Consider the following 23,654-nt stretch of genomic DNA (forward strand, 5'->3'; position numbering starts at 1 on the left):
ACACGCATAATAAAACCAACGGCTTACGGGTGTCTGTCCCCGCGGCTGTTGGCAAGGTGAAGCCTTGCCGGATTTCAGCCCATGGTTGGGCAGCGGGGCGAAGCATCCGGTGGCCAACCATGGGTTAAGGGTTATTTCGAACCACGTGCGCAGAATGCGCACCGGAGCAAGGCCCAGCAATGGCGGTGAGTGATGGACCGGTGCGCCTTCAGCGCACGTGGGTATGTCGGCGGTGGACCCTGGGTTGGTCGGTGGCAGCTTCGCGCCCCCGTCCAACCCAGGGCTGAAATCCGGCACGGCGTTGCCGTGCCACCGGTAGGCACGCCGGCGTCCCACGGTAGCCGCCGGGTATCGGGCCAGGGGGTGGCGGGCCAAGTCGATGGGTTCCAAACACGCATAATAAAACCAACGGCTTACGGGTGTCTATCCCCGCGGCTTACGGGTGTCTGTCCCCGCAATTTGTCGGGCCAGGGGGTGGCGGGCCAAGCCGATGGGTTCCAAACACGCATAATAAAACCAACGGCTTACGGGTGTCTGTCCCCGAAATTTGTAAATAAGCACGAAGAGCGTCCGCAAAAGCAGCTTACGGGTGTCTGTCCCCGAAATCCCCCATAGGTTCATGGGAAAATCGGATTTCTGTCTCCGCAATCCGTTGATTCATTCACAGCCCTATCTCGGCAAGACACGAAAAAGGACACCGCGTCGGCGGTGCCCCTTCCTCATGTTTGCCCAGCGTAGCGGGCAAACCCGGCCGACCGAAAGAAGTCGGCGTCGCCCCGATCAGGGGGAAGACAATCCGAATCGCAAGGGCGTCGCCGGTAACAGCGGGGTCTGAAGGAAGCGATAGGAAGTGAACAGCACATAACGCAAGTGAACCTGATTCGGCCCGGTGGGTGGGTAAGCGTGCATGAGAACGTAAAGCCCAATGCCTGATCAAACCCACTGAGGTGACTGAGGATGGCGTTGTTCACAGGGAGCCTGAGGTAACTGGGGAAGCCTTGCACCGTCCCCAACGGGTAGGTGACATCAAGAGGAAACTCAAGACGATCTGATGCGGTGTGAGGTGGCAGATGAACCCGTAGTAGTGATGAAGTCTCGGCCGACGAAAGCCGGTAACGGTCTGGAGGGTAAAACCGAGACGAGTCCTGATCTGATTCAGGGCGACCGCTGTCAGCCAAAAGCTACGGCGGGATGCGAAGGGGGGAAGCGAGTTAGAAGTTCTTTGGAACGAAGCCGAAGCGAACGTCGAGCACGAACGATCCGGTGGGATCGTGTCCTCTCGAACCGGTGACCGGTGAAACGGAAGCTGGACGTGTAGACAGCTCAAGGGAGTACTCATTGGCAAGCCGGGTAGATTGCCCATAGGGATAGAAGGCCGGGCGGCGGTGAGGAAGAACCCGAGGCGGAACGACCAGGCAAAGGAAAGAAGATGCGAGGAAAGCGCGGCTTTGAACCGGCATCCTTGTGCCCGTCTAGGGCGGATTACTTGCAGGAGCCGTATACGAGGTCCGTACGTACGGTTCTGTGAGAGGGATGAGACAGGATTAACTACCCCGTCTCACCCTACTCGATTAATTAATGATTCGCGGCGGTTTCGAAGTGATCGCCGTAGGGATTGTCGACCACCATGTACCAGCGGCCGTCGTCACCGCGTTTCAACACGGCGACGGACAGCCCGCGCATGGTGATCGGCGCACCGTCGGGCCCGGTGCCGGTCATGGTCCAGGGGGCGATGTGGACCGCTGCATCACCGGATACCACGACCTGATGGCCGGCGTAGGTGAAGCTGGGTTTCATTTTGAAAAAACCCAAAAAGGCTTGTTCGATTTGGGCGCGGTCGCTCACCGGTTGGTTGGGTTCGAAACATACCACCGCACCTTCGGCGTAAGCCGCCATCACACCCTTGATATCGCGTTGGTGGAAGGCCTGGGTCATGCTAAGTACCGCGTTTAAAACGTTTTGTTGTTCGTTCATCGTGTTCTCTCCGTTAGGCGTACCTATGCCGAGGCACAGGTAAATCAGTGCAAGTGTCATCATTTCCTCGTTGTGTAGTCTTGGGTTGGGCCGGTCTTCACAAGCTCCGCGCAATGGGGTTAAACCCGTGCGCGAAAACCCCGGTTGCCCCGGCGGATTAAGGCGTGTCGACCAGTTCCCCGATCACCGCCGCGAAATCGCGGGGGCTGGCAAAACGACGGGTTGCCTGTTGCAAGGTCAAGGTGCGTAGCCCCGATTCCAGACGTTTGGTTCGGCGCAATACGGCCGCGTAGGCCGCCGCGTCGCCGCCGCCGAAGAAGGTTTGGCCCTCCTGGATCCGGCCGACCGCCATCGCCGCGGGCAGGCGGCGGGGACAGCTACAGGCCGCCCCCGAGTTGACCAGCCCACAGGCACGCTGGGTGAAGGCGTTGACCTTTTGGCGGGCGCGCGACAGGCGTTGGCGGTAGTTGGTTTTGCTGATCGCGAGGATCTCGGCGGCCTCGTCGTGGGCGATTTCGAGGATGAACCCTACGATGTAGGCCGCGCGATGGGCGCGATCCAGGCACAGGAGCATGGCCATGGTGCAGGAAACCCGCAGCTCGTTAAGCAGGACTGGATCTTCGATCCGTTTCTCGCCGAGGCCGTCGGCCAGGTCCTGTTCGAAGCCGTCGAAGCTGAGGCCGGGATCTCGGGCCAGGCTTTTTTTGGCGTTGAGCAGGTAGTTAAAGGACACGCGGTAAACCCAGGTTTTGAAGGCGCTGCGACCCGAGAAGGTCGACAGCTTGGTGATCACCAGGATCAGGATGTCCTGCACCGCATCCAGCGCATCGTCGGGGTTGACCAACATGCGCATGGCGAGGTGATGGACGTCGTCCTGAATCGCTTGAACCACGCCTTCCAGTGCGTCCTTGTCACCGTTTTGCGCCTTGCTCACCAATGTTTCCAGTTCCATGGATGCCTCCTGTTCGTCGTTCAGAAAGGTTAGACAACACCGGACCGCGCGGTGTGACGAAAAAAATGAATTTTCCTCAGTCTCTTAGCTAATTTGTTGGAATGGAGAAGGTTATGGGCGGAAGTCTAAAGTTTTGTTGGCAAGCTTCCATTTACCGGTGCTCGGTTTTGAGGAAGTCTGCCGGGGGCGGGTCAAGCTTGAATGTTCGGCTGGTGCGAAAAAAAGAGTTTTCGGAAAAAAGTGTGGACCTTTTTACCTCGCGTTTACGCATTGCATGGTGAGTTTCCAAATCATTTTATGCTAAACCCTGCAACCGCGTCCTCTCTTGGGCGACTCGGGTGGATTCCCACTTGGATTCCGTTCTGAGAATGGATCGTGCGAAATGCGACCCCGTTTCGGGTCTTTTGGGTTTGGTTCAGCGTCGCTTGGTTCCGGTTCGGCTGGGGGTGCCATGAAAAAGATTCTCGGATTTTTGCGCGATGAACGCTGGAAGGGTTTTTTGGCGGGGGCCGGCACCGTTTCTGACGCCGCGACCAAAGGCGCCGCGGTAGTCGCCGTGTTCGAACCCTTCGTGGGTATTCCCTTGACCATTGCCACCCATGTGGTGAGCTGTTCCGCCAAGGGTTTAAAAGTGGGCTGTGACAGCCTCAAAGATGATGCGTTGCTCGAAGAACGCTTTGCCGCCGCCTATTCGCTGATTTTGCTCAAGGCCTTCTGGGGCGCCGTCGCCGAGGTTATCGACAAAAACCAATTCCCCAGCTCGGACGAGGCGAAGCACCGAGACCATGTACTCGATGCGATGGAACTCAAAGCGGAAGCCGCTTACTTATTAAACTATGGTGAATTCAGCCAAGCGCCGGTTTACAAACTGTTGGAGAAACAGTTGGCGGTGCTGTTGGTTGGTTCGGATTTGAGTGACGATCCGGTGGCACTTGGCGAAGCACTGGCGCTGATTCGCAAAAAAACCGCAACCACCTTCAACCTGTTGGCGGCGGAGCAATCCGAATGGGTACATCGCTTTTTGACGACCTGCTCGGTGCATCGCATCGAGGGAAAAACGGACGCGGTTTTAGAAGGCGTCACCGTTGTAAGACGAAGCGTTACGGATGTGAAACACCACCTCGCGACGCTTACGAGGGAAGTGCGTGATGGGTTCGCGGGCAGGCGCGGTGCAACCGCGACCGCCGCCGCGACCGACGGTGTGGCCGGGCCCCTGGATGAACGATTGGCGCAGCTTTTTCGCACGGATGCGGGTCGGCCCGGTGGTGACGCGCTTGCCATCGCCTACGCCGTAACCCATGAATTATTGCTCACCGTCGCCGCGCCGGTGCTTGGCGAAGACGGTGGCGCACTACCCGATTTGGTCGCGCAATTTGAGCGCGCGGACGGCCGCGAACCGCGGCGGGTCGGCCTGAGCTTGGCTTGGTCCGGCGGCGGCATCGTTTTGTTGCGGCTTGCCGAACCGGTGACCTTCGCACGGGAGGATCATACACACTGGTTACTGCCGGGAGAGAACGCCGTGGCGGAACGACTTGATGTTGCTGCTTTCACGCCGGGTGATGCCGGCGCGCGCGTGCTGCTCAAATCGCAACTAAGCAAGGGTGCGGGAGCGGTCGCGGGTCACTTAGTTTTGCCTAAGTCCGCCCCTTTCACAGCGGCGGATTGGGCCCGATTCTCCGGGGCGCCTTGTTTCGCGGGAAATCGGTTGCTTGGGCTGTTGCGCGCCGGCGCCGATTTTGACGGCAAGCTTGCAACGGACGCGGCGCAGGATATCACCGACTTGATCCAGCAAGGGATTTACAGCGAGGAAAACCTGATGATTCCGCTCGACCCCTTGCTGATGGATACAGACTTCTGCCACAAGGTCAGCTTGGAACCCGGCAACCGGATGGGTCCGCATCACCAGGTTTTAACAAGCCCTTTTTCTCAGGATTCGCCGCGAAGGCGTGCCAACCGGGAACACCTCCACGAGCAACTTTCCAGCCTTAACGAGGCGACCCGGCAACACCTGGTTGCGACCATACAGGGTCTCTTTGCCGCGGAAGACGCGCCGGCCCGCCCCGGTGGGCAACCGCTTAGCGCCGACCCGGACGTGCTCGGCGACGGGTTGCTGGCGATGTTCCCGCCGGATGCGTTGGCTGCCTGTAAGCGGACGATTGTGTGGCAGGATAGCAGCGAAACGTCATTATCCCGCCAAAAAGCTCCCTGGCAAGGGGTCTTGCAGTGCCTCCTGCTCCACGATCTCAGCGATGATTGGGCGCGGCTCCTCGATCATTTGTTGACCCACGATCCTGCCAAAGCCGTTCCGAGGGCCGCGAGAGCGCAAAGTGAACCGCGGCGCCAGATTTACCTGCTCAAGGCCGCGCTGCTCCATGCCGCCAAAAACAACATCGACCTGAAATTGATGCTCACCCAAACCAAGGACAAAGGGGTTGTGGCCAAGGTGGTCAACGGCATTACCTTGTCCCATGTCACCTCGGAAGCGGTGGGCATCGTCGACAAGAACCTACCCCAACACAAGGCCTTGGATCAGTTGCTGTTCCAGCTTCGTTCCATGGTCAAGCCCGAGGACAGTTACGAGGATCGCGCGTTTTGGTATGTAAAAGAAGAAATGGAAGCCGAAGATTACACCATCGCGGCCGGTGCCTTTGCCGAAATCGCCAAGGACCTCAAACGCGACCAGCGCTTGGTTCCGTTTATTTTGTTTGATCTCGCCACCGAGGTTTTTGACTTTAACGGGCTGTGTATGCTCAAAAAAATGTTGCCGATGGTGCCGATTTACCAGGACGACGGCTTACTGCACCGCAACCCTGTCCTGAAAACCAATCCCGGCTCAATGGCCGATCGCATTGTCGAATTTCTGGCCGCGTTAAAACCCAAGGAGCAACGCCGTGAATCAGCCCATTCTTAAAACCATCCTTAACAATAGGAAGCCCGGCGACCGCCTGACACTCAAGCAAATGGGTACCTGGCCGGCCAACCAACACCTGTTCGACGAGGACTCACTTTGGGCGATTCAGGCGGCTTGGGCGGCGCGGCGCCCGCTGCTGATCCAGGGCGAACCGGGTTGCGGCAAAAGCCAATTGGCGCGCGCGGTGGCTCAGGCCGAGCAATGGGCCTTTATCCCCACAGTGATTCACCACCGCAGCGAATGCACCGATTTGCAATGGCACTTCGACGCGGTGGCCCGCCTCGGCAGTGCCCAGTTGTTGGGCTTTCAAGCGGCGACGGCGGGCCGCCCGCCCGCGCCGGATGAAGCGCGGCTCGCGCCGGATGAAGCGCGGCTCGCGCCGCATGAAGCGCGGCTCGCGCCGCATGAAGCGTCGCCCAGCTCGCAAGGCGGGTCGCCCGCGCCGGCGGGAACAAGCGCCGTGGATGCGGCCGGCGCGGCCGCGGGAGCGTCGCCGGTGCCGACGGGGGCGCTGGAACAACAACTCAACCCGATGCGCTTCCTGGCCCCCGGCCCGCTGTGGTGGACGGTGAACTGGCAATCAGCCGCCGCGCAAATCGCGCGTTGTGAGGCCGGTTTGCAATGCGTGCAGCCGATCACCAGCCATTTGAACCAACCCAAGGCCACCCCCGCCGGACGTGTCCTGTTGATCGACGAAATCGACAAGGCCCATGTCGACCTGCCCAACGGTTTGTTGGAAGTGCTCGACAACGGCGGATTCTCCGTGCCCTACCGCCGCGCCGGTTACGTGGGGGCCGATGATGTGCAACCGCTGGTGATCATCACCTCCAACGGCGAACGCGTCTTGCCGCAAGCGTTTTTGCGGCGCTGTTGCGTGTACACCATCCAGGTGCCGGAGGATGAGGGCGCCTTCAAAGCCTGGTTGGTGACCCGCGCCGCCGCCCATTTCGCGGTGGACCCGCGCTTTTTCCCCGATGTTGCCGCCGAGGCCGCCGACTTCCTGTGGATCGTGCGTGAGGCGGCCCGCAGGGATCAGCATCCCAAACCGGGCCAGGGTGAGTTTTTGGACCTGATGCGGGCCTTGCTGGGTTTGGCCGCGACCGAGGCGGAACAACGGGAGAAATTGGAAAAAATCGCACCCTACGTGGTCGACAAAACCCAACAGGTGTCGGGGTGAACGGGCCGCGCCTCGGGCGTTACGCCGGTCTCGCCGAATTGTTGCTGCTGGCCGAAACCTTCGACGAAACCACGGCCGCGCGAATGGCCGGAACCTTGGGTTTTGCGCGTCGCAAAGGAACCGCCGCGCCGGCCTCGGAACCCGAACAGACCTTTGTGATCAACCTGGCCACGGATGGGTTGCAAAGCGAAGTAACAGCGGACGAAGGCGAAGCGCCTGAAGAAGACGAACCACAAGACGTGATCGATCTGGCTTTTTGGGTGGTGCAAAAGCGCATGCCTCTGGAAGTGTCCGCGAACCAAACCCTGTCTCAACCAAGCGATCCCGCCGTGGACGAAGCTGGGGAGCCCACGCGGGTGGCGGTGTCCGGTCTGCCGCCCTTCCCGGCGCGCGATCAACCTTTGGTGGCACCGCCGCGTTTGGACAGCGACCTGCTTTTGCCCTTGGGCGGGGTTGCAGCGGGCCGGATCTTGGACATCCCCGCCGCCGTAACCCGTATCGCGCGGGGGGAACTGTTGCACGAGGTACCGCGCCGTCGCGAGTTCTGCCGTCCCCACGAACTGGTGGTGGTCATCGACGGCAGCGCGCACTTACAACCCTATAAAAAAGCAGTGTGGGCCTGTGCGAAGGCGCTTTGTGCGGTTTTGGGGGCATCGCGGTCGCGCATTTGGTGGGTCGAATTCAACGGCGAGGATCGCTGGTGTGTGTGGCGGGGGGACAAGGTTCGCGCCTTGCCGAACCGTGCGCTGCATCCCGATACCACGCTGCTGGTCCTGGGTGATTTGGGGACTTTGGCCCCAGATTCCGGTGCCGTCGCGCGCTGGTGTGCGGTGGGTCGCGAATTTGCCGCAATGGGGGTTGCCACCGCGGCGCTGCTGCCGCACCGACCGCTGCGCACGCGGGCACTCACGCCTTGGTTTTGCCTGGTGCCGACGCCGGAAGCCGGCTGTGAACCCTGGTCACCGCTCGGCCGGGAGCAAGCCGAGGCGTTGCGGGTTTTGCGCGACAATGCCTTAACCCGATTGGTGGCTTTGGCTTCCCTGACGATTCAATTCAATGTGGCTTTGCTGTGGCGGCTGGCCGATCTGTTGCCGGAGGAAACACGCGGATTCGGCCTGCCCGCCTTGGTCTGGCACCACGAAGACGTGGAAGACAGTGGTTACGCAAAACGGGTCAAAGGGAGTGCCCGTGATGTGTACCGACATTACTGGCGCGCGGGTCGCACCGCCGCGGCCGAGGAGCACTTTTTGCGCCGGGCCGAGGCCCTTATCCAGGCCGCCCATCAGCACCTTAATTGGGCGCTCCGCGCTGAGGAAGCAACCTTCTTTCCGTTTGCCAGTGGTGCCACCGGCACCCTCGCGCCGGAATTTTTGGAAATGCTTGTGCGGCGTATGGCCGTCGCGGGCGATCAAGATACCGCCTATTATGTGCGCCGCTTGGTTGCCCGCCTGATCGATGATGTCGGCGTTTGGACCGCCTCCGAGGTGTGGCCGCGGCTGGTTGCCCACCAGCGCGCCTTGATGCCGGCGCATCGCCACGAGGCGATCCCACCGGGTTGTGAAGCCGAGGTGGCCGCGATGGAAGGCGGCTTGTCCGGACCCTTCAAGGGTTACGCGGTGATGTACCGTGCCGGGCGGCTTTGGCTCGAACCCGAGTCGGAGGACCCAACCGAGACGGCTTACCAACCACGGCGCCCGATAACGCGTTTCGAAACGGCGTTGGCTTATACGCTGCATGGCCCGGAACCAGTCGGGTTGAAGCGGACGGTGTTGGAAGAAAACCAAAGGGTTGCCCTGTGCGATACGGGCGCGGGTTCTTGTATCGTTCGCACCGAGCGCGAAGTGATCACCTTGGCCAAAATCCCGCTGCCGGAACCCGCGGCGACCATGGGCGAGGATCGGCTCGGGGTTTATTTGGATTTGAAACCCGAACACGGGGAACGGCGGCTGCGCTGGTTGCCGCCGGGCGCCCAGACGCTTCCCACGGGGGAAACCTGGCGGGTCCCCGAGGGGGCTTGGGTTGATGCGCGGGTGTATGCCGCGCTGACCCAACCTGATTTCCCCGTGCCGCCCTGGGCGCATCAGGTCGGGCGTGATGTCTACGGTGTGTTTGCCGATTTCGAAATCGGCGCGGTGACCCAACGCATGCGTTGGATCCTACCCGGCACTTTTTGGATGGGTGAATCGGAAGAGACGGCAGAATATGACGACGAAAAGCCGCGCCACCAAGTATGGATCACGCGGCCCTTTTGGCTGGCGGAAACAGCTTGTTCCCAAGCTCTTTGGCAGGCGGTGATGGGGGATAACCCCAGTTCCAATCAACAGCCGGACCATCCTGTCGAACGGGTAAGCCATGTGGATGTGGGTAAATTCCACGCGCGGTTATCGGGTCTGTGGTCAGGGGCCGACTTCGGGTTACCGAGCGAGGTCCAGTGGGAATATGCCTGTCGCGCGGGGACAACCACCGCGTTTTCCTTTGGCAATACCGCATCCTCCGAACAGGCCAATTTCAATGGCAACTATCCCTATGGCGGCACACCCAAAGGCGTTTATCGAAAACAAACCGTGCCCGTTCAGGGCTTTGACGCCAATGATTGGGGCCTTTTTCAAATGCATGGTAATGTCTGGGAATGGTGTCGAGACGGCCAACGGACCTACCATGGCCATGGGGTGGTGGATCCGCTGGGTCCTCTCCGCGAGGGCGTCAGACGCGTGGTGCGCGGTGGCAGCTTCGACGACAATGCGAGGTCCTGCCGTTCCGCCTACCGGAACGCGCTCGCGCCGGGTCTCACCTGGCTTCTTCAGGGCTTTCGGCTTGCCGGAAGTTCTTGGTATTTAGAAGAAGCCACGGAGCGACCCCAACAAGCCTCAAGGAGCGCTGGCGAACGGATTTCGGGGACCGACATCCATCCGTCAGCGCGGCACCACAAGGAATCCCGATGAACATCACCTTCTTTCGCATCCCCACCCAGGACGACGGCCGCGAAAGCGAAGCGCTTAACACCTTTCTCGCGGCTAGGTGGATTGTCTCGATTTCGGATTTGCCTCGCCAAAAGCGCGAAATGGTTGCAAAAGGGTGGGGGATGTCGTGGTGATGCGAATCAGGCACATCGCGCCGCCCGCCGCTTTTCCCTATGCCTGCACCACGGCCTATGGTTGCGATGCCTACGGAATTTGGCAAACGGTTGTGGTCCATGGCGAGGCACAGACTTTTCGCTGGTGTCCGCCCGGTAGCTTCACCATGGGTTCCCCTGTAACAGAGCATGATCACCATGAAGATGAAATCCAACGAGAGATAGTGCTTACAAAGGGGTTTTGGTTGGCCGACACTGCCTGTAACCAAGCGTTGTGGACGGCGGTGATGGGTGAAAATCCGAGTCAGTTCAAAGGCGAAACCCTCCCGGTTGAACGGGTTTCTTTTGGTCAATGTGAAGCATTTTTAGAACGGTGGCGTCGTTTATGCCCCGACTTTCCCTTGCGTTTTCCGTCCGAGGCCGAGTGGGAATACGCCTGTCGCGCCGGCATGCCGACGCCATTCTCATTCGGGGAAACCATTTCCTCCAACCAGGTTAATTTTGATGGTGATTTCCCCTACCTTTCCCGTGACCCGAAGGGAGAAGACCGGGGGAGTACGGTTGCGGTAAAAGCATTACCCTGCAATGCATGGGGTCTGTACCAAATGCACGGCAATGTTTGGGAATGGTGTGGCGATTGGTATGACGCCTACGATCCTAGTGACTTGGTCGACCCTGGCGGGCCTTTGCAGGGCAGCATGCACGTGGTGCGCGGCGGCAGCTTCAACGACTACGCAAGGAACTGTCGTTCCGCCTACCGGTACGCGTTCGGGCCGGGCTTCTCCTGGCAGCGCCGGGGCTTCCGGGCCGCCGGAGGTTCCTAACCAGAAAAAAAGTAAAGGAGCGATGGGGCGGGTGGCACGGACAGGCGCCGCGGGCGGCGACGGTCAGGGCCACCTACCCCATCGCGGCCGGGACCGAACCGCTTCGCGGTAGAACCGCGGTTCGCCCCACCCACCGCGCGCGGTCCCACCATCGAACTGCTTCCACGCGTGACGCCCCGCGAAAAGCCTCACAAAAAACGCTTGCGTGGGCGCCGCGCCGGCGCGATACTGGCCACGTTCTCGCCAACCCGTATTGCGCACAAGGATTTCAGCACCAAAGCAGAAACCCTTGTGCGCAATGCGGGGGAGACCCGTCCGCTCATCGTGCCAACCCACACCCGCCCGCGCGTGGTTGCCTTTTGCGCCGGGTTGCTCTATGCTGCGACTGAGTCTCAATGTGAGGCGGGGTGTCTTGCCGGCTGCCTGCACCGCCGGTCGCCCACTTTTATAATGAACAGGGGATTGTTTGTGAATCAGTTTTTCCCACGTCGCTCCCGCGCCTTCCTGCTCGCCGGCCTGCTGTGCCTGGCCCCCTTTTTTGCCGTCCTCCAGGCCGGTGAACAGGTCGTTGTTTACTCTTCCCGCAACGAACACCTGATTAAACCCATCTTCGAGGCTTTCCAACAAGAGACCGGCGTCGAAGTCGTGACCCACACCGACAAAGCCGGCCCGCTCCTGCAACGCCTCAAGGCCGAGGGCCGCCGCGGCCAGGCCGATATTTTTATGACCGTCGATGCCGGCAACCTGTGGCAAGCCAAAAACATGAAGGTCATCAAACCCATTCAGTCCGAACTGCTCGACGCCAAAATCCCCGCCCACCTGCGCGATCCCGACCACACCTGGTTCGGCTTCTCCATCCGCGCCCGCACCATCGTCTACAACACGAACAAAATCAAGCCCGAACAACTCGCCGGTTACGCGGACCTGGCCGATCCCAAATGGAAGAACCAACTCCTGCTGCGTACCTCCAAAAAAGTGTACAACCAGTCGTTGGTCGCCATGCTGATCGCCGAACACGGCGCGGAGAAAGCCCAGCAAATCGTTGAGGGCTGGGTTGCCAACCTCGCCCAACCCGTTTATTCCTCCGACACCAAACTCCTCGAAGCGCTCGCCGAGGGCGCCGGCAGCGTCGGCATCGTCAACACCTATTACCTGGGGCGCCTGCTCAAAAAGAACCCCGACCTGCCCCTCGCCGTGTTCTGGCCTGACCAAAAGGGCAGCGGCGTGCACATCAACATCTCGGGCGCGGCCCTCACCGCCCATCCCAAAAACGAAGCCAACGCGCTGCGCCTGATGGAATGGATGGCCGGTCCCAAGGCCCAAGCGATGCTCGCCCAAGGCAACATGGAGTACCCGGTCACGGATGAAGCCAAACCCGCGCCCGAGGTCATCGCCTGGGGCACCTTCAAACAAAACGAACTGAACCTGACCAAAGCCGGCGAACTCCAAGCCGATGCGATTCGTTTGATGGATCGGGCCGGCTACCGCTAAACGCCGAACCCGATTAGAGAACAACAACACCCGGTTTGGAACCATGTTCCAGCCGGGTGTTTTGTGTTTTGTGGGGGTCCGTAATTATGCGCGGGATGGTTGGTCGTGCCTATTTACGGACCCCGGCGGTGGTGGAAAACGGGTGGGATGGTTGGACTTGCCTTGACCCGGCGAACCCCGACGGGGTTCGCACACCGAAATTCGTGGACCCCAAAAAATTTGAACCGCGAGCCGGCGGCGAGCGTCCACCGGTCGCGGGGGGGGGGGGCAGGCGGCCCACGCGCCCCGGGTTTAGGACCTGACCAAATGGTTGTGGAACAACCGTTTGTTCTGGGTCCTCGGGGGTTCCCGTCGTGCAGACGCTGGAGGCGTCGGCCTCCCAACAATCAACCGCCACACCCGGTTCATCATTCCGATGTCAACCGATCGGGTCCCGGTGAACCCCGCGGGGTGATTATTCCGTAACCTATGTGATGTCAACGCCTTCAGCTCTTTTCTCGCGGGCATCCGCGAGAAAAGAGCTAAACGCAACCGTTGGTTGCGTTCGAAGCGTTTTCCCGTCCGTGAACCCCCAGCACCCAGGGTGCGACCATTTTCAATGGTCGTACCCGGGGCTAATATATGGAATCCCTTTAGGATTCGTCCAGGGAAGCCGGGTTTCACCCGGCGTTTAATCAAATTATGGTCCAAAGATGGTGTTGTGCGGCCCCAGTTGGTACCCGCACACGCGAATGCGTGTGCTCAAGTGGCGCGCCGGAACAAATCATGGTCCCGAGGTGGCGTTATGCGGGATTGGGCGCGCGGGGACAACCATGGTCCCGTGACGATGTTGTGCGGCCCGTTTCCAGGCACGCGGGGACAATGGGTTGTTTCATTTTTACATCCTTCTCCCCGAGCCAAAAAAATTCGGAAAAACTACGATTTTCCAAACAGCATGAATTCGCGATTGACAGGGTACCGCCCGCTATTTAATCTGGAAGCCTACCCAGCCCCCAAATTATCGAGAACCTTTGCTGCGCGGATCCCCACGGCCCCAGCCACGCCTCGCGACCCACACGCGTCGCCCGCGGCCTCGTCCGCTCTCGCGAAGGTTCCGGCGAGGAGCCCCCATTGCGTTTTCATGCTTTTGACAAAAGTCGCGTCACTAATCGCGACCCCAAGTACCAGCAAGCCGATATCGCCGCCGTCCGGGCCATGGTCCAGGCCGCCATTAACGTCGAACTCTTCACCATCCCCCTCTACATGACCTCGATGTACTCCATCCAAGGCCTTCACCAAATCAACGCCTCCGGGACCGACTTCTACCAAGGCCGCTGGTGGCCCGGCGCCGCCGCCCAGGTCGAACCCCAGGACGCCAACGGCCAAGTCTTTAACCTCATCTTCCGCGTCTTTATCGAAGAAATGCTGCACCTGCAGTTGGCCGCCAACGCCGCCTCCATCCTCGGCTTCAAACCCGTCTTTACCAGTCCCGCCTTGCAGAGCGAACGCGGCGCCTGGACCTGCTACCAAGGCACGGTCATCCCCCACGTCCTCGATTTCAAAGACGTCAAAGAAGACTCAGTCTTCAAAGGCGTGCAGGTCCAACTGCAAGCCATGAACGCCGAACAGGCCAAACTCTTCCTCGCCATCGAAGAAACCGCCGAGGCCGGTGAAAAAAACCTCAACAACCCCACCATCACCTACCCCGACGGCACCACCGGCCCCAAATACTTCGAAGAAGCACCCTTCAACTGGTTCACCGCCGACATGGGCGAAAACGACCTGCCGCTGTTCGGCTCCATCGGCCACATGTACAAATCGCTGTGGAGCTACCTGGAAATTACCTACGACGATGCCGACCAAACCAGCCTGCTCGACCTGCTGCTGCAACAACCGGAGGTCGGCGAACAACGCGACCAATTCAACCAAAACGCGGGCTACCGCGAATATCCCGGCGTCAACGCGACCCTGGCCCGCAAAGATACCCTGATGGAACAATTGATCAACATCATCGACGCCATCACCGATCAAGGTGAAGGGCGCGGCGTGGTGCCCCAAATTCGCCAACGCTGGAACCGGCCCGTGCTGATGCGCGCCGTCTCCGGTCAGTTCCAGGTCAATGCCGCCGCGCTCGAACACCTCTATCCCGGTTACGACGACCAGGGCAACCGCCTGCCCATCTCCGGCCCGGCCTTCGCGCGCATTCATTACAAAGACCTGGACCACTACGAATGCTTCGAGAAGGTGCAAAGCCTGATCCAAGACCCGGCCTTCCAAACCTGGGACCAATGGCACGCCAACCCCGAAAACCGCTGGACCGCCGCCATGCTCAACCCGGAAAACACGCCGTCCAAGTACAACATCCCCTCGGCCCAAGCCGTGGCCGATGCGCTCAACAACCTCAAAACCACGGACCCGGAAGAAAACTTCAAGAGCTTGAGCCTCGCCGCCGTCGGCACCATCCGCGGCATCACCTCGCAACTCGACCAGTTCTGGCTGACCGACGGCAAGGTCACCCAGTTCCCCAGCCCGGCGATGTACGGTTCTGGTGATCGCCTTTCGATCTGCTGGGCCATCATCGGGAAAACGCCGGACCTGGCCTTGCCCCTGGAATCGCTGGAAAAAGGCGTGATGTTCCATGCTTGCCAGGGGATGAGTTTGATGGGATCCACCTTTGATCCTGATGCGCAACCCGATGTGCGGATTTTCCATAGCTGTAAAGGCTCCAACGCGTGCCGTACCCAAGGCGGTTGTGGGTTTGTGCAGAATTCGCAAGGCGGCGGTAATTGCAGTCAGTCCGTCGCCAAACCCGAGGCCGGCTGCGGCCTGCAAACCATGAGCGCGCCCGCCAACAACAAGTGCAGCACCTTCGGCGGTTGTGCGGTACCGATTTCGGCGTCGCAACTGTTCCCGGCCGCGAAGGAGGGCGACAGTTATGTGATGCAACTGTTTAACTTCGGGCCGGCCCCCAATTTCCCCTCCGAACCCTTGGAGACCATGGCTTATGCCGAGGGCGATGCGGTCTACGACGTCGCTTGGCGGGCCTACCGCGAGGTTCAAGCAGCGCGCGGCGTGACCGTGCCGGAAGACCCGCCGCCGGCCTCCGACATGCGCTTGGCTTTTCCGCCGTCCACCTAAATCGGATCGATCCGCGCGGCCTTGATCCGCCGCACCGCACAGACCGCCGCCGCCGTTGTTGATGGCGGCGGGATCAGCCCGTGCCGCGCGGAGTTTACTAAACGCCTCTTCTCCGTTTGGGGAAGGGGCTTTTTCCAAGGCTGGTTATGAATTCACTGGGTTTACCGAACTTGGGTTTTGGGGTCGGCCTGCGCGCCACCCATTTTCCTTATTTAATGAGCCACGACGATCCGCTTGTCGATTGGTTCGAAATCATCAGCGAAAACTTTTTGCACAACCACGGCTACGCGCGCCACGTGCTGGCGACTTTGGCGGAAAAGCGCCCGGTCGTGATGCACGGCGTTTCCCTCAACCTCGGTTCCTATGATCCGCTCAACCGCGATTACTTGGCGGCGCTCAAGGATTTGGCGAACTGGTTACAGCCGGCCTGGATTTCCGATCATCTGTGCTGGACCGGCATCCACGGCGTCAACAGCCACGACTTGTTGCCGTTACCGCTCAACGAGGAAACGCTCCAGCATGTCAGCAACCGAATCGATCAGGTGCAGGAAGCGCTGGGGCGACCCTTGATTTTGGAGAACCCGTCCTCGTACCTGACCTTTTCCAGCTCGACCATCCCGGAAGCCGAATTCTTGGCGGCCTTGGCGGGGCGGACCGGCTGTGGTTTGTTGTTGGATGTGAACAATGTCTATGTGTCGGCGACCAATCACGGTTTCGATGCGCAAGCCTACATCCAACAATTACCCGCGGATCGCATCGTGCAAGTCCACCTGGCCGGTCACACCGATTGCGGTGATTGCCTGGTGGATACCCACGACCAGCCGGTGCCGACCCCGGTTTGGGAACTCTACCTTTTGGCGCAACGCCGCTGTGGCGGCGCGGCGACCCTGTTGGAATGGGACGCGGCGATTCCAGCTTATGAGGAACTGGTGGCCGAGCTGAACAAAGCGCGCGGGGTTTTGGCGGGTGCGATGCCGACCGCCGCCGTTCGCCAGGCCGAGGATGCGCTTTCGACGCCGATTGCGTTCCAGGTGGCGGTGGGTCGATGAAGCGCGACGATCCGGCGCGGATTCAGGCCTGGCTGAAAACGGTGTTGGTCTCGCGGGGTGATTTGGCCGGTAAGTTGACCACGGCCGCCTCGGCCCACGGCCTGGCTTTGGCGGAGGTGGTCGCCGGCGGGTACGGCGCATCCGCGGAGCGGCGTTTGGATGTGTACGCCGCCGGTTATGTGTTGCGCTTGGTGGCCTGTTTACAAGAACAGTACCCCGCCTTAACCGCGTTCATGGGTGAGGCGATGTTTGCCGTTTTTGCCAAGGCCTATGTGGTGACCCATCCACCCGATTCGTGGCGCCTGGAGCACCTGGGGCGGCGCTTCCCGGAATTTTTGCGCGAAACACGGCCGCGTCAGGCGGATGCCGCGGGGGAGACCTTCTACGCCTTGCCCGCGGAAATCGCCCGCTTCGAATGGGCCAAGAGCCAGGCCTTGACCGCGCCGGGCTTTGAGGGGGCGGCGGTTGGGGTAGTGCCGGGTTTGGGGCCGCTGGGTTATTTGGGCGAGGCCTGCTCGGTTGAGCTACCGGATTGCCTGCGGCTGGAAACCTTGCGCTACGATGTGCCGACCTTTTTGGCGGCTTTTGGGGCGGATCCGAAAACGCCGCTGCCGGCGGCGCGGCAAACCCATCTCGCCGTTTCGCGGGTGGATTACCGCCTGACCGTTTTGGAAGTGGCGGATTGGGCGCATGCCTTTCTGGTCGCGTGTCGCGGCGGCGGGTCGGTGCAAGAAGCCGTTGCGGCGAGTTCGCAAGCGACGGGTCAAAAAGCGAGCGCGATTCAGGCGTATTTGATGCTGTGGTTGCCGACCGCCATCCAGTTTGGGCTCCTCCGGTTGCGATGAGGGATGGGATGGTGGCGTGCCGGAACGCAGCATAGCCCGTTCCTTCTGGTGCGTCTCCAATTCTATTTTGGTCGTGATGCGTTGGGCTGATTCTGCTAGGCTTGGGTGTCCGCTGTACCTGGACGCGCAACCAACCCACACCAAGCCATACTAAATACCTAAATGCACATCAACCGTATCCTCGACCGCTGGAGTTTCGGCCTCATCCTGCTCGGCATTGCCGTGGTAACGCCCATTGCCGTGGTGCTCAGCGCCCTTCTTTTCCCCCCCGACGAACACTGGTCCCACATGCTCGGCCACGACATGGGCCGCCTGCTCGCCAACACCTTCGGCATCCTTGCCGGCGTGCTTTTTTTTACCACGGTGCTGGGGGTCGGCCTGGCTTGGTTGGTGGCGGCCTGTGACTTTCCCGGCCGCCGTTTCTTCCGCTGGGCCATGATCCTACCTTTCGCCTTTCCCACCTATGTGCTCGGCTACGTCTGGATCGATATCCTCGACCTCGCCGGCCCGGTCCAACAAAGCTACCTCCGCCTCTTCGGCGAACGCCCGACGTGGCTGCCCAACCCGCAATCGGTCTGGGGCCTGGTGTTCGTTATGAGCCTGGCCTTTTATCCCTACGTCTTTATGCTCGCCCGCGGCGCCTTCGAACAGCAGGGCCAACGCGCCATGGAGGTGGCCCGCATCCTCGGCCGCACCCCGCGCCAAGCCTTTTTCAGCGTCCTGCTGCCCATGGCGCGGCCTTGGATCACCGCCGGCCTGCTGCTCGTCGCCATGGAAACCCTCGCCGATTTCGGGACCGTCGCCACCTTTAACGTCGATACCTTCACCACCGCGATCTACAAAGCCTGGTTCGGTTTTTTCTCGCTAAACACCGCCGCCCGGCTGGCCGCAATGCTGGTGTTCTTTACCCTGATCCTGCTGTTCATCGAAAAATGGACCCAGCGCCGCAAACGCTTTTACCAGGTGGCCGTTTCCGACCAAGCGATGCGCCGTTTTGTGCTGCCCACCGCCACCGGCTGGGCGGTTTTCGCGTTGTTCGCGGCGGTGCTCGCCCTCGGTTTTGTGATCCCAATGATCCACCTGGCCTACTGGGTGTTTGAAACCTTTGGCGAGGAATTCGACGGCCGTTATTGGGTCTGGCTGCGCAACACCATGGGGCTCGGTATCTCCGCCGCCGCCTTGCTCGGCCTGCTCGCCTGTTTCGCCGCCTACGCCCAACGCCTCAACCCGCGCCCCTGGGTGCGGTTCCTGGTAGCGCTCTGCACCATGGGTTACGCGCTGCCGGGCACCGTTTTGGCCGTTGGGGTTTACATTCCCTTGGTGTGGCTGGACGATCAACTCTACGAAGTCATCACCGCTTGGACTTCATGGGAACCCAGGGTGCTGATCAACGGCACCGTCGCCATCATTCTCTACGGCTACGCGGTGCGCTTTATGGCCGTGTCCTTCCAGCCCGTCGAGGCGGCGATGCAACGCATCCGCCCCGCCATGGACGAGGCCGCGCGCGGGTTGGGCGCCTCGCGCCTGCGTATCCTGCACCGCATCCACCTGCCGCTTCTGCGTGGTGGGGTGTTGTCCGGGTGCCTGATCGTGCTGGTCGATGTCATGAAGGAAATGCCGATTACGCTGATGACGCGCCCGCTGGGTTGGGACACGCTGGCCGTGCGCATTTTTGAACTGACCTCCGAGGGTCACTACGAGCGGGCCGCCTTGCCCTCGATGATGCTGGTCTTGGCCGGTCTGCTCCCGGTCCTGTTCCTGATGTTTGTTGCGCCCAAAAACGCGGCGGAGGAGTAACAGCCATGGCTTCTGAAACCACCGAGGCGCCGATGCTGGTTTGGCGCGGCGTCTGCCATCACTACACCCCCGGCAAACCGATCTTGCGCGAGCTGGACCTGAGCGTCGCGGCGGGCGAGATTTTGTGCCTGCTGGGTCCCAGCGGGTGCGGCAAAACCACCGCCTTGCGCACCGTCGCGGGTTTCGAGCCGATCACGGCCGGTGAAATCACGCTGGACGGCACCGTGGTGAGCCGCCCGGGGATGGTGACGCCGCCGGAACAACGGGACGTGGGCTTGGTGTTCCAGGAAGCCGCGTTGTTTCCGCACCTAAGCATCGCGGAGAACATCGCCTTCGGCATCTGGCGCCGACCCAAGGCGGAACAGGCGCAACGGGTGGGCGCGTTGCTGGCGATGGTGGCGCTGGAAGGTCACGGTTCGAAACTGCCGCACCAACTGTCGGGCGGGCAGCGGCAACGGGCGGCGTTGGCGCGGGCGATGGCGCCCAGCCCGCGTGTGATCCTGCTGGACGAGCCTTTTTCCGCGTTGGACGCTGATTTGCGTCGGAGCCTGAGCCGCGAGGTGCGGCGCATCCTCAAGGACGGCGGGGTGACGGCCGTCTTGGTAACCCACGATCAGCAAGAGGCTTTTGCGATGGCCGACCGCACCGCATTGCTCCACAACGGGCGGCTGGAGCAGGTGGCGGGTGCGCGCGAGCTGTACCAACAACCGGCGACACCCTTCGTGGCGGGTTTTATTGGGGAGGGCGCCTTTTACCCGGCGACGGTTCGCAAGGGAAACTGCGACACGGGTTTCCACCAATGGCCCGCGCGGGACGATTGGGCGGAGGGCGACGCGGTGCAGGTCTTTCTGCGGCCGGAGGCGGTGCGGATTGCCCGCGAGGGTTCGCTCGAAGCGGAGGTGGTCGAGCTGGATTACCGCGGCGGGGTCAGCTTCTTGCGGGCGCGTTTGAGGGAGTGGCCCGAGGTGGTTTTGGACGTGCGCGATACGGGTCGAGGCCATCGCGAATTGGGCGAAAAAATCCACCTACACATGCCGGAGGAAACGCCCCCTGTTTTCAAACACAGAGGCGAGGTCGAAACGAAGCCATAAAACCAAAGGGCGCACCAGGGAAACGGACCAAAAAAACGAAGGGCGCGCCAGGGAATGGGCCGCAAATACCGAATGGCGCGCCAGGGAACGGGTCAAAAAAACCGAACGGCGCGCCAGGGAACGGGCCGCAAATACCGAATGGCGCGCCAGGGAACGGGCCGCAAATACCGAAGGGCGCGCCAGGGAACGGGTCAAAAAAACCGAACGGCCCGCAAGAGACCGGACCCGGCGCACCCCGAAGGGGTTCGCACACCGCGATTTGGGGACCACAACACATTAAAAAACATGAGCCGAAGGCGAATTTCATTTGGTTTCGCTGAAGGCGATACGGATTTCAGCCCAGATCAAAGGGTTGTGGAACAACCCTTTGCTCTGGGTCCAATGGGGTTCCCGCACCGTAAACCCCGCGGGGGTTGGCCTCCGAACAAAAACCCAAAACGCTCCAACGGGTTGGCCTCCGAATGGGGTTCCCGCACCGTAAACCCCGCAGGGGCGGGCCTCCGAACAAAAACCCAAAACGCTCCAACGGGCGGGCCTCCGAACAAAAACCCAAACCGCTTCAACGGGTTGGCCCCCGAATGGGGTTCCCGCACCGTAAACCCCGCAGGGGTTGGCCTCCGAACAAAAACCCAAAACGCCCCAACGGGTTGGCCTCCGAACAAAAACCCAAAACGCCCCAACGGGCGGGCCTCCGAACAAAAACCCAAACCACACCAAGGGTCCGGTCCCCCAACGGCATGCCGCGCGCCCACATCCGCAAGGTCAAACAGGCGATGCCGGCAAATGGTTTTTATCAGATCCTTTCGCGGCTGGGCCCCGAGTTAGCCAACGGGCATGTATGCACCATGTTCGGCAAGTTTGCTAAGGTCTATCGATGGTGAAGTGGGTTTTTCGGATACCGGCACGGTGATTTTTTCCCAAAGTTGGATTTTGCCACCGTCACCGAAAATGTTTTGGGATTCGCCCTTCTGCACACCAATGCGACGCACGCCGAAGGTGGAACCCTCGGTGACGAGCAGCGTGATGATGTCGCGGTGGACCTGTTGGAAAATGCCCTCGGTATTGCGTTGGCGGCGTTCGAAAAGGGCGTCGACGTAATCGGCTTGGAACAGTTGCGTGTAGCGCTGGATGAACTGGTGTGATGTGAACTGGTTTTGAAGTTTGGGAAGGACCTGGCTGCGAATCGCATCGGCGGATTCGCGCATCCGTTCTTTTATGAGCATGGTTCCTACCTTGTGTGTGAAATCGGATTTACGGACCCGATAGGTTCCTACGTATTTATCGGAGTATGAGCACAACAACAATATAGGGTCGTCACAGATTTTTCATAAGGAAGATGGTTTGACCCATTGGGTGACGGCTCGCACAATCGCATCCCGGTCGCAATGGTAGAGATCCGCGCCGCTGAAGGGATTGAGCTCGACCAGGCGGTAACCCTGTTCGGAACGGCCGATATCGACCACAAAAAGCGCGTCCTGCCATTCGGGGTGGGCGGCAACGGCTTGGGCGGCGGCCGCGGCTTCCCCGGGGACGGCGTCGCCGAGGGCTTGGCGGCCTTCTGCTTGGTAGGCGGATGCGGCGACGATGGTTCCGGCGCATGCCACAAAACGCCACTCGGCCGAGATGGTGATCGGGGCGCACACGACCACGGGCAGGTCGAGGTCGTCGTAATAGAAGCCGTGGTCGAGGCCGCGCGGCGTGAGTTGTTCAGGGGTCAGCACGCGACCGGAGAAGGGTTTCAGCGGGCTGTCGGGCCGGACGAATACCTTGGACGGGTTGCCGAGTTCGGCGAGGACGGCCGCGGGATGTTCGCAAAGCCTGCGCACCGTGGAGAAGGTAACCTGTTCTTGGATCAGCAAGGCTGGGAAGCGCGGAAACCAGTGGCTGCAGTGGAAGCGGGCCGTGTCGCAGAAGGCGCCAGGCTGCCAAGTACCCTCGCGGTGGAGTTGATCGGCGACGGCGAGTGAGCCGTGGAACAGGACGGTTTGGCCGTCAAAGCGGGGGCGTTCGGCGGGATCGGTCCACGATTCCCGCCAGGAGATGACCTGTTGATTGGCGGTTTGTACTGATTGAATGAGGGTTTGGTGTTGGTCGGGATAGACCTCGGTTTCCAAAACCCAGGTGATCGACATTTGGCCTCCGTCACGGGAATGTGGCGATCCCGGCGGGAAAATTGTCTTTAGGGACAGCACTAAAAAAAGGCCGAGGGAGATCGGCCTATGATGGAGAAAAGCGTTGTGTAGGGAAAAATACACGCTGCTTGATATGAATAAAAAATCTTTGAGAGATTACCGACGTCATGGTGTGACGCCAATAAGCTTGAGCTCCGGCAGGATTGGAGAATGGAAGACAGGTCCCGGTCTCAAAGCAACACGTATTGAAGCAGGAATCGAAAAAGTCTGCAAGGTGCGAAAATTAGGTTTTGTGATCGTCGTCAAAAAAGCGGCCGCTTATGAGGGTTTATTCTGGTGCGTTTATAAACATATTGTAAGTGAAAGGTTAGGTTAATGTAAGCAAGAGTTGTGTTGGGGATAGTTTTCCGGTTCAGGATTTTATGGATGGGGTGGAAAGGGTTTGGCTGGGTGTCTGGTGATTTGCTTGGGTGGTTTTTATTGGGCTTGGCTTGGTATTCGTTTTATTTCTGAGGATATTAGGATGGTTAGGATGGGCGATTGAGGGGTGCCTGCTTGGTTTGGCCGCTTCCGCCTTGGACGGATGGGTCCACCTGGATGGTGATGCTTTGTTCGCGGCTTGGCTTGGTTTTCGATGGTTTGTTGGTGATCCGGTCGAAAAGGGTGGTGCTTGGTTGCCGGCTTATACAGGTGACCACTTACAGGTGACAGGCATCATAATGTAGCTCCCTTTAGATCACTTACGGGTGACAGGCAGCAGGAATAGACTGTGTTTAATAGGGTTATAAGGATGGGGTGGCTGTAACCTAGATCATGTGGCGATTTCTCTCCGGAGTTGTGACGTTCCGGTGCTGGCGGGTAACAGGCCCAAGAAACGATTACCGGGAGGCTGGTCCCAGCGGATGAACCGCATCCTTGACCAATCGGCTTATGGCGCTGGGTAGGGCTGACGCCGACGAGGAATTACTGGAACCGCGAAACAGGACGTTCGTCGGCCACCTTGATGATAGCGCCAACGCCGATTCCTCAAGGACCACTCCAGGAAAAATAGGCCCCACCCGCCACCGCTTCACGGCGACGGGGCCCGCCCATTTTTCCTTCCGTTTGCTTCGTCCCCATGCGGGCGGTTTTCCGCCTCTGCTGGAACCCTGGATAAGGACAACCCGTGACCTGGCTTGTGTAAAACCACCACTTACGGGTGACAGGCAGCAGAAAGTACTT

Annotated in this window: 15 protein-coding genes; 11 read left to right on the forward strand and 4 right to left on the reverse strand. The window is 60.3% G+C overall.

The window, feature by feature from the left end; translation table 11 throughout:
- Positions 1–1,575 precede the first annotated feature (1,575 nt).
- Together J3U88_RS30740 and J3U88_RS30745 are read right to left on the reverse strand one after the other, a co-directional pair.
- The gene (locus J3U88_RS30740) at positions 1,576–1,974 is read right to left on the reverse strand and encodes a YybH family protein (protein ID WP_207862852.1); all 399 of its coding nucleotides are present in this window, start codon (positions 1,972–1,974) and stop codon (positions 1,576–1,578) included.
- Positions 1,975–2,131: 157 nt separating this feature from the next.
- Entirely contained in the window at positions 2,132–2,926 is a 795-nt protein-coding gene (locus tag J3U88_RS30745; protein WP_207862853.1) for an RNA polymerase sigma factor, read from the reverse strand.
- A gap of 451 nt (positions 2,927–3,377) precedes the next feature.
- On the opposite strand from J3U88_RS30745, the gene J3U88_RS30750 reads away from it, so the two are divergent.
- From J3U88_RS30750 to J3U88_RS30795, 10 genes are all read left to right on the forward strand, one after another.
- Complete coding sequence (locus J3U88_RS30750) at positions 3,378–5,837, forward strand: hypothetical protein (RefSeq protein ID WP_207862854.1); 2,460 nt, start codon at positions 3,378–3,380, stop codon at positions 5,835–5,837.
- The gene (locus J3U88_RS30755; protein WP_207862855.1) at positions 5,818–7,014 is read left to right on the forward strand and encodes an AAA family ATPase; all 1,197 of its coding nucleotides are present in this window, start codon (positions 5,818–5,820) and stop codon (positions 7,012–7,014) included. Before J3U88_RS30750 ends, J3U88_RS30755 begins: the two co-directional genes overlap by 20 nt.
- Entirely contained in the window at positions 7,011–9,956 is a 2,946-nt protein-coding gene (locus J3U88_RS35135; protein ID WP_207862856.1) for an SUMF1/EgtB/PvdO family nonheme iron enzyme, read from the forward strand. Before J3U88_RS30755 ends, J3U88_RS35135 begins: the two co-directional genes overlap by 4 nt.
- A 151-nt stretch (positions 9,957–10,107) precedes the next feature.
- Positions 10,108–10,911, forward strand: a complete 804-nt coding sequence (locus J3U88_RS30765; RefSeq protein WP_243436246.1) for a formylglycine-generating enzyme family protein — start codon at positions 10,108–10,110, stop codon at positions 10,909–10,911.
- Between the two features lie 450 nt (positions 10,912–11,361).
- On the forward strand, positions 11,362–12,402 hold the full coding sequence (locus J3U88_RS30770; protein WP_243436243.1) for an extracellular solute-binding protein: 1,041 nt from the start codon (positions 11,362–11,364) through the stop codon (positions 12,400–12,402).
- Between the two features lie 1,110 nt (positions 12,403–13,512).
- Positions 13,513–15,519 carry a ferritin-like domain-containing protein gene (locus tag J3U88_RS30775; RefSeq protein ID WP_207862859.1) on the forward strand — a complete coding sequence of 669 codons (2,007 nt, stop codon included), beginning with the start codon at positions 13,513–13,515 and terminating at the stop codon, positions 15,517–15,519.
- 146 nt (positions 15,520–15,665) lie between these two features.
- Positions 15,666–16,568 (forward strand): MNIO family bufferin maturase, encoded by a 903-nt coding sequence (gene bufB / locus J3U88_RS30780; RefSeq protein ID WP_207862860.1) that lies wholly within the window; start codon positions 15,666–15,668, stop codon positions 16,566–16,568.
- Positions 16,565–17,413 (forward strand): HvfC/BufC N-terminal domain-containing protein, encoded by an 849-nt coding sequence (locus tag J3U88_RS30785; RefSeq protein WP_207862861.1) that lies wholly within the window; start codon positions 16,565–16,567, stop codon positions 17,411–17,413. Before bufB ends, J3U88_RS30785 begins: the two co-directional genes overlap by 4 nt.
- A 162-nt stretch (positions 17,414–17,575) precedes the next feature.
- Complete coding sequence (locus tag J3U88_RS30790) at positions 17,576–19,210, forward strand: ABC transporter permease (RefSeq protein WP_207862862.1); 1,635 nt, start codon at positions 17,576–17,578, stop codon at positions 19,208–19,210.
- Positions 19,211–19,215: 5 nt separating this feature from the next.
- Entirely contained in the window at positions 19,216–20,301 is a 1,086-nt protein-coding gene (locus J3U88_RS30795) for an ABC transporter ATP-binding protein (RefSeq protein WP_207862863.1), read from the forward strand.
- A gap of 821 nt (positions 20,302–21,122) precedes the next feature.
- Here the strand turns inward: J3U88_RS30795 and J3U88_RS30800 are convergent.
- Entirely contained in the window at positions 21,123–21,524 is a 402-nt protein-coding gene (locus J3U88_RS30800; protein ID WP_207862864.1) for a hypothetical protein, read from the reverse strand.
- Positions 21,525–21,626: 102 nt separating this feature from the next.
- Positions 21,627–22,433, reverse strand: a complete 807-nt coding sequence (locus J3U88_RS30805) for an ATP-grasp domain-containing protein (protein ID WP_207862865.1) — start codon at positions 22,431–22,433, stop codon at positions 21,627–21,629.
- A gap of 103 nt (positions 22,434–22,536) precedes the next feature.
- Between J3U88_RS30805 and J3U88_RS30810 the strand changes: the two genes are divergently transcribed.
- Positions 22,537–22,809, forward strand: a complete 273-nt coding sequence (locus J3U88_RS30810; RefSeq protein ID WP_207862866.1) for a hypothetical protein — start codon at positions 22,537–22,539, stop codon at positions 22,807–22,809.
- Positions 22,810–23,654: the final 845 nt, after the last annotated feature.

Source organism: Acanthopleuribacter pedis, assembly GCF_017377855.1.
GTDB lineage: Bacteria > Acidobacteriota > Holophagae > Acanthopleuribacterales > Acanthopleuribacteraceae > Acanthopleuribacter > Acanthopleuribacter pedis.